This window comes from Streptomyces sp. NPDC104202 (assembly GCF_055584185.1).
The window spans coordinates 36,176-43,171 of the sequence record NZ_JBVJMN010000068.1 but is presented as its reverse complement, the minus strand read 5'-3'; the positions used below and the strand labels follow the sequence as shown (position 1 = coordinate 43,171).

Here is a 6,996-nt window from a genome sequence, read left to right as displayed (position 1 = left end):
CCCCCCACCCCCCCCCCCCCCCCCCCCCCCCCCCCCCCCCCCCCCCCCCCCCCCCCCCCCCCCCCCCCCCCCCCCCCCCCCCCCCCCCCCCCCCCGGTGGTGTTCCCCGCCTCGCTCGGGAGGCGGGGATGCCGGGTACGGCGGTGAGGGGCGTGCGGCGGTCAACCCGTCGCGGGGACGCGGACGGCGGCCAGCACCGGGAGGTGGTCGGTCGCGGCCCGCAGGTCCGCGGGGTCGAGCGCGAGGGGGACGCCGCAGCCGAGGAACCCGACGCCCGGGGTCGCGAGGATCGCGTCGATCCGCCCGTGCGGCGCGGCGGCGGGAAAGGTGTGCTCGCCGCCCCACGGGGCGGCCTCCCAGCCGTCCCGGAGCCGCTCGGTGAGCCGGGTGAAGGCGGGACCGCCGGGGCGTTCGTTGAGGTCGCCGGCGACCAGGGCGTACGGGGTGCCCAGGGCGGCGACACGGTCGAGGACCATCCCGGCCTGCGCGTACCGCTCGTCCGCGCGCAGGCCCAGGTGGCAGCTGATCAGTCCGACGCGGGCGCCCGCGAAGCGGACGACGGCGGTCGCCAGGCCGCGGCGGTGGAGGCCGGGGGTGAGCGGCAGCAGCACGTCCTCGGTGCGTTCGACGGTGGCGCGCAGGGAGCAGAGCAGCAGGGGCCCGGCGGCGGGGGCGCCGCCGCCGAGGACGACGAGTTCGCTGCGGGCCGCGAGCCGGGCGGCGTGCTTGCGCCAGCGGAAGAAGCGCGGGGCCTCCTGGACGAGGACGACGTCCGGGGCGCAGGCGCGGACGACCCGGGTCAGGGCGTCCTCGTCGTCGCGCATCGAGCGGACGTTGTAGCTCATGATCCGCAGGACGGCCGAACCGTCGTCCTCGGTGCGGGATGCGGGCAGCTCGCTGATCGCCATGCCGGGCAACATACGCCGACCGCCCGCCGGGTCCGGGTGGGACGCGGCGGGCGGTCGGCGGGTGCTTCGTGCGGCGGTCAGCCCTGGCGTGCCAGGTCCGCGGCGCCGACGAGACCGGCCTTGTTGCCGAGCTGGGCGGCGAGGACCTGGGCGTGCGGACGCCACTGTCCGCCGATCAGCCAGCGCCGGAAGGACTTGCGGATCGGGTCGAGGACGAGGTCGCCCTCGTCCGAGACGCCGCCGCCGACGATGAAGGCGGAGGGGTCGAAGAGCGAGGCGAGGTCGGCGAGACCGGCGCCCGCCCAGCGGGCCAGCTCGCGGAAGGAGTCGACGGCGACCGCGTCGCCGGCGCGGGCGGCCTGGCTGACGTGCTTGCCCTCGATGCCCTCCGGGGTGCCGTCGCCGAGGCCGAGCAGGATCTCCGCCCGCTCGGGGGTGGCGTTGGCGCGCTGCCGGGCGTACCGGACGAGCGCACGGCCGGAGGCGTACTGCTCCCAGCAGCCCTGGCTGCCGCAGCCGCACAGCAGGCCGTCCGGGACGACCCGGATGTGGCCGAACTCGGCGGCGACGCCGAAGCGACCGCGGCGCAGCTTGTTGCCGATGATGATGCCGCCGCCGAGGCCGGTGCCGAGGGTGATGCAGATGACGTCCTCGTGCCCCTGGCCGGCGCCGAAGCGGTACTCGCCCCAGGCCGCGGCGTTGGCGTCGTTCTCCACGACGACGGGGAGGCCGACGCGCTGCTCGACCTTGTCCTTGAGCGGCTCGTGCCGCCAGTCGATGTTCGGCGCGAAGAGGACGGTGGCGCGCTTGTCGTCGACGTAGCCCGCAGCGCCGATGCCGACGGCTTCGATCGAGTGCCCCTTGCCGGCCTCGGAGACGGCCGCGCTGATCGCGTCGACGATGCCCTCGGGGGTCGGCGGGGTGGGCACCTTGTGGGTGTCGAGGATCTTGCCCTCTTCGTCGACCACGCCGGCCGCGATCTTCGTGCCGCCGATGTCGACGCCGATGGTGAGTCCCATGTGTCCCTCAGTTTTCGGTCGAGCCCCGCTAAGGCCCACCGTACCCGAGGGGGAGGCGCCTACTGATCAGTCAAGGTCGATGTGCTGGCCGGATCCGGGCCCTTCGTCGTCCTTGCGGGGCTCGTCGGCGTCCCGGCGCGGGTCGTCCCCGGCGACCGGTCCGCCCCGGGTCCAGCGGCTCTCGTGGCCCTCGACGGCGGAGCGGTAGGCCGCGAGCAGTTCGCTGCCGGCGGCGGCGAGGTGGTCGAAGACCTGCGGGTTGCGCTCGATGACGGGCTCGACGGCGGCCTTCGCCTGGTTGACGAGGTGCTGGACGGTCTGCGCGGCCTGGCCCGCGAGGAGGGGGTTCCCGAGTCCGCCGGAGACCTTGTCGGCGACGGCCTCGAAGAGCTTGCGGAACTCCTCGGCGGGAGAGCCCGGCTCGGCCCCGCGCTGCGCCCGGCGGCGGGCCTTCTCCGCCTCCAGGTCCTCGGCGCAGGCCTTCGCCCAGGCGTCCGAATCGCTCATGGCGCACTCCTCACTGGCTGGTACTTCGACGGTACACGGCCTCAGGGGGTGCGGGGCCAGAGTCCGGGGTCGGGCGTGAAGCGGACGCGGAGGTCGCCGTCGACGAGCCCGGCGCCGGTCACGGTACAGCGGCGCAGGGCCCCGGGAAGGGGGATGTTCCGGCGGAACGGACCGACGGCCAGGAGCAGTTCGTCGCCGCGGCGGACGAGGGACAGCTCCTCCTTGACGGCGCCGGGCAGCGCGATGTGCCAGACGAGGACGCCGTCCTCCTCCCGCCGGTCCTCGACGGGCCAGCGGGGCGCGGGGACGGGATCGGTCCCGGGCCGGACGGGGGCGAGCAGGGCGAGGTCCTCGGTGCCGCGCGGGTCGCGGCCCAGGTGCGGCAGCTCGTACAGGACGCCGTCGGCGGCGGCGCGGAGCCCGGCCAGGTGCCGGTGCTGCTCGGCGGTGAGGCCGGCGAGCCAGGGGTCCGGCGAGTCGGCGGGAAGCAGCCGGTTGGCGACGACGGCGTCGAGGGCCAGGCCCTGGAGGGCGAGGCCGAGCCGTGCGGTGCGCAGGGCCCGTCCGGCGGCGGGGCCGGGGTCGAGGACGAGGCGGACGGTGGTGCCGGGGCCTTCGACGACGTCCTGGACGGCGGCGAGCTCGGCCTCCCACCGCGCGGTCGTCTCGTACAGCCACTGGGCGGGCATCGGGACGCCGGCGAGCTGGGCCAGCATCGGACGCAGGGCGCGGGCGGCCTGCCGTTCGGGCGGCAGGAGGCGGCGCAGGTAGCGGCGGAGCTGCTCGGGCAGGGCGAGGACGGCGAGGGCCTCGGTGAGCGGCGGAAGGTCGACGACGGCGAGGTCGTGGTCGCCCGCGGCCGCGTCGCGCAGGGCACGGAGCAGGGCGAAGGTGCGGCTGCCGGGCAGCTCGGTCAGCTCGGCGTCCTCGAACGGCGCGGCGCCGAGCAGGTCGAACGCGGTCGAGGAACGGTCCTGGAGGGCGAGGAACTCGCGGCGGAAGTCGCCGGCGGCGTCGGGGCGCAGCACGCGCAGGCCGTCGGCGTCCGGGAGCGGGCCGGTGTCCTCGGTGACGAGCAGGACCCGGCGGCCGGCCCGCGCCTCGGCGAGGGCGGTCGCGGCGGCGACGGTGGTGCGTCCGGCGCCGCCGGGGCCGGTGACAAGGATAATCCGCATGGCCAGGACGTTACCTCCGCCCCGGTCGGGCTCAGGCGCCGGATTCGACGCGCTTCTTCAGGCCGGCCAGGGCTCGGTCGATGATGACCTTCTCGGCCTTGCGCTTGATCATGCCGAGCATGGGGATCTTGACGTCGACGGTCAGCTGGTAGGTGACCTCGGTGCGGTCGCCGCCGAGCGGGGCGAGCCGGTAGGAGCCGTCGAGGGAGCGGAGCATCTGGGACTTGACCAGGGTCCAGCTGACCTCGTCGGCGCCGGTCCAGGTGTAGGCGAGGGTGTGGTCGTCCTTGATGGCGCCGGCGTCGAGGAGGAGCCGGACCTTCTCCGCGCGGCCGGAGTCGTCGGTCTCCAGGACCTCGGCCTCCTTCACCTCGCCCGTCCACTCGGGGTAGCGGGCGAAGTCGGCGATCACGCCCATGACGTCGGCCGGCGCCGCCTCGATGGTGATGCTCGAGCTGGTGTGTTCGGCCATCGCGGTGGCTCCTCCACGGTGCGTTCCGGCGGAAGTGGTCGGGCACGGACGTGCCGACGGAAGGCTATCGCGCCGCGGCTGCGCGCCCGTCACCACTCCAGGGCGAAGGGCTTGCCGGTCGAGGCGAAGTGGCCGACGTTCACGCACTCGGTCGAGCCGATCCGCATCCGGCGGACCAGCGGCTGGTGGACGTGGCCGAAGAGCGCGTAGCGCGGCCGGGTGCGGCGGATGGCGTCGAGGAGGGCCCGGCTGCCGCGCTCGAAGCGGCGGGCGACCGTGTCGTAGGTCAGGTCGGGGACGTCCGGCGGGATGTGGGAGCAGAGGACGTCGACCTCGCCGAGCGCCTCGACCTTCGCCGCGTACTCCTCGTCGGAGATCTCGTACGGGGTGCGCATGGGGGTGCGCAGGCCGCCGCCGACGAAGCCGACGGTGAGGCCGCCGAGCTCGATCCGGGCGCCGTCGAGGACGGTGGTGCCGGGTCGGGCGAACTCGGACCAGAGCCGGGGGATGTCGACGTTGCCGAAGGTGGCGTAGGTGGGGGTGGGGAAGGCGGCGAAGAGTTCGGCGTACTGGCGGCGCACGGCGGCCTCGATGGCGGTCTCGCGGTCGACGTCGAGTCCGGCCCAGAGGCGGCGCCCCAGCTCACGGGCCTCGTCGAAGCGGCGGGCGGTGCGCAGTTCGACCAGGCGGTCGGCGTTCTCGGTGCCGAAGAGGTCGGGGAAGATCCCCCGGCTGTGGTCGGCGTAGTCGAGGAAGAGGACCAGGTCCCCCAGGCATATCAGGGCGTCGGCGCCCTCTCCGGCGCGGGCGAGGTCGCCGGCGTTGCCGTGCACGTCACTGACCACATGGACTCGCATGAGCCCACCTTAGGGGGTGTCACCTGCGGTTACTTGGGAGTCGGGAAACCGGTGGATTACTGTGCGGAGAGCACCGTCATATATGTGTGACGCACGGAACATCTGGCCGGGACCCCCTATCGGGAACCGTGTACTGGTGGGTAACGTCCGGGCAGTCCAGTCGTGCTCATCCCCACTGAGCACCTGCCCGATCATGGACTTCACCGGTGCATCACACAGAGCCGTGGCGCCGGCGCCCGATGAGGAGCAGCAGTCTTGCGCGAGTTCAGCCTTCCGGCCCTGTACGAGGTCCCCGCGGACGGCAACCTGACGGATCTCATCCGCCGCAACGCCTCCCAGCACCCAGACGTCGCCGTCATGGGACGCAAGGTCGACGGCGTCTGGCAGGACGTGACCGCCACGCAGTTCCTCGCGGAGGTCCGCGGAGCCGCCAAGGGCCTGATCGCCGCGGGTGTCGAGCCGGGCGACCGGGTCGCCCTGCTCTCCCGCACCCGGTACGAGTGGGTCCTCCTCGACTTCGCGATCTGGAGCGCCGGCGGCGTGACCGTGCCGGTGTACGAGACCAGCTCGCCGGAGCAGATCCAGTGGATCCTCGGCGACTCGGGCGCGACGCTCGCGCTGGTCGAGAGCGCGGCGCACCAGGCGTCGGTGGAGTCCGTCCGCGCGAACCTGCCGGGGCTCAAGGGCCTCCGCCAGATCGAGGACGACGCCGTCGCGCGGCTCACGGCCGAGGGCGCGGACGTCTCGGACGAGGTGCTCGACCAGCGGATGTCGGCGGCGAACGCGGACGACCCGGCGACGATCGTCTACACCTCGGGCACCACCGGCCGCCCCAAGGGCTGCGTCCTGACCCACCGGGCGTTCTTCGCCGAGTGCGGCAACGTGGTCGAGCGGCTGAAGCCCCTCTTCCGCACCGGCGAGTGTTCGGTGCTCCTCTTCCTGCCGGCCGCGCACGTCTTCGGGCGGCTGGTCGAGGTCGCGTCCGTCATGGCGCCGATCCGGCTGGGCTGCGTCCCGGACATCAAGAACCTCACCGACGAGCTGGCCTCGTTCCGGCCGACCCTGATCCTGGGCGTGCCCCGGGTCTTCGAGAAGGTCTACAACTCCGCGCGGGCCAAGGCGCAGGCCGACGGCAAGGGCAAGATCTTCGACAAGGCCGCGCACACGGCGATCGCCTACAGCCGGGCGATCGGCACCCCGCAGGGCCCGTCCCTGGGCCTGCGGATCAAGCACAAGGTCTTCGACAAGCTGGTCTTCAGCAAGCTGCGGGCGGTGCTCGGCGGCCGCGGCGAGTACGCGATCTCGGGCGGCGCGCCCCTGGGCGAGCGCCTCGGCCACTTCTTCCGGGGCATCGGCTTCACGGTGCTGGAGGGGTACGGCCTGACGGAGTCGTGCGCGGCGACCGCGTTCAACCCGTGGGACCGGCAGAAGATCGGCACGGTCGGCCAGCCGCTGCCCGGCTCGGTGGTCCGGATCGCCGACGACGGCGAGGTGCTGCTGCACGGCGAGCACATCTTCTCCCGGTACTGGAACAACGAGGCGGCGACGGCCGAGGCGCTGGCGGACGGCTGGTTCCACACCGGCGACATCGGCACCCTCGACGAGGACGGCTACCTCGCGATCACCGGCCGCAAGAAGGAGATCCTGGTGACGGCGGGCGGCAAGAACGTCGCCCCGGCCGTCATCGAGGACCGGATCCGGGCGCACGCGCTGGTCGCGGAGTGCATGGTGGTCGGCGACGGGCGTCCCTTCGTGGGCGCGCTGGTCACCATCGACGAGGAGTTCCTGGGCCGCTGGGCCTCGGAGCACGGCAAGCCGGCGGGTTCGACGGCGGCCTCCCTGCGGGAGGACGCGGAGCTCGTGGCCGAGGTGCAGCGGGCGATCGACGACGGCAACGCGGCGGTCTCCAAGGCCGAGTCGGTGCGCAAGTTCCGCATCCTGCCCGCCCAGTTCACCGAGGAGGCGGGGCACATCACCCCGTCCCTGAAGCTGAAGCGGAACGTCGTGGCGAAGGACTTCGCGGACGAGATCGAGGCGATCTACCAGCACTGAGCCGCC

7 protein-coding genes are annotated in these 6,996 nt (G+C 73.8%); 1 reads left to right on the top strand and 6 read right to left on the bottom strand.

The window, feature by feature from the left end; translation table 11 throughout:
* Positions 1-161 precede the first annotated feature (161 nt).
* The 6 genes from ACZ60W_RS31890 to ACZ60W_RS31865 form a co-directional block, all read right to left on the bottom strand.
* A complete protein-coding gene (locus ACZ60W_RS31890; RefSeq protein ID WP_469758875.1) occupies positions 162-908 on the bottom strand; it encodes an endonuclease/exonuclease/phosphatase family protein in 747 nt (248 codons plus the stop codon).
* A gap of 77 nt (positions 909-985) precedes the next feature.
* Entirely contained in the window at positions 986-1,927 is a 942-nt protein-coding gene (locus ACZ60W_RS31885) for an ROK family glucokinase (protein ID WP_366302397.1), read from the bottom strand.
* A gap of 66 nt (positions 1,928-1,993) precedes the next feature.
* Positions 1,994-2,434 carry a DUF5304 domain-containing protein gene (locus ACZ60W_RS31880; RefSeq protein ID WP_469758874.1) on the bottom strand — a complete coding sequence of 147 codons (441 nt, stop codon included), beginning with the start codon at positions 2,432-2,434 and terminating at the stop codon, positions 1,994-1,996.
* Between the two features lie 41 nt (positions 2,435-2,475).
* On the bottom strand, positions 2,476-3,609 hold the full coding sequence (locus ACZ60W_RS31875; protein ID WP_469758873.1) for an ArsA family ATPase: 1,134 nt from the start codon (positions 3,607-3,609) through the stop codon (positions 2,476-2,478).
* Positions 3,610-3,640: 31 nt separating this feature from the next.
* Complete coding sequence (locus ACZ60W_RS31870) at positions 3,641-4,081, bottom strand: SRPBCC family protein (protein WP_469758872.1); 441 nt, start codon at positions 4,079-4,081, stop codon at positions 3,641-3,643.
* Positions 4,082-4,170: 89 nt separating this feature from the next.
* Positions 4,171-4,938: a metallophosphoesterase family protein gene (locus tag ACZ60W_RS31865; protein ID WP_469758871.1), complete on the bottom strand. Its 768-nt coding sequence runs from the start codon at positions 4,936-4,938 to the stop codon at positions 4,171-4,173.
* A 255-nt stretch (positions 4,939-5,193) separates the two neighbouring features.
* On the opposite strand from ACZ60W_RS31865, the gene ACZ60W_RS31860 reads away from it, so the two are divergent.
* Positions 5,194-6,990, top strand: a complete 1,797-nt coding sequence (locus tag ACZ60W_RS31860; RefSeq protein ID WP_469758870.1) for an AMP-dependent synthetase/ligase — start codon at positions 5,194-5,196, stop codon at positions 6,988-6,990.
* Positions 6,991-6,996 lie beyond the last annotated feature (6 nt).

Excerpts from the sequence above, each read along its gene's own strand:
- ACZ60W_RS31890 (WP_469758875.1), bottom strand. The coding sequence starts at position 908 with ATGGCGATCAGCGAGCTGCCCGCATCCCGCACCGAGGACGACGGTTCG.
- ACZ60W_RS31885 (WP_366302397.1), bottom strand. The coding sequence starts at position 1,927 with ATGGGACTCACCATCGGCGTCGACATCGGCGGCACGAAGATCGCGGCC.
- ACZ60W_RS31880 (WP_469758874.1), bottom strand. The coding sequence starts at position 2,434 with ATGAGCGATTCGGACGCCTGGGCGAAGGCCTGCGCCGAGGACCTGGAG.
- ACZ60W_RS31875 (WP_469758873.1), bottom strand. The coding sequence starts at position 3,609 with ATGCGGATTATCCTTGTCACCGGCCCCGGCGGCGCCGGACGCACCACC.
- ACZ60W_RS31870 (WP_469758872.1), bottom strand. The coding sequence starts at position 4,081 with ATGGCCGAACACACCAGCTCGAGCATCACCATCGAGGCGGCGCCGGCC.
- ACZ60W_RS31865 (WP_469758871.1), bottom strand. The coding sequence starts at position 4,938 with ATGCGAGTCCATGTGGTCAGTGACGTGCACGGCAACGCCGGCGACCTC.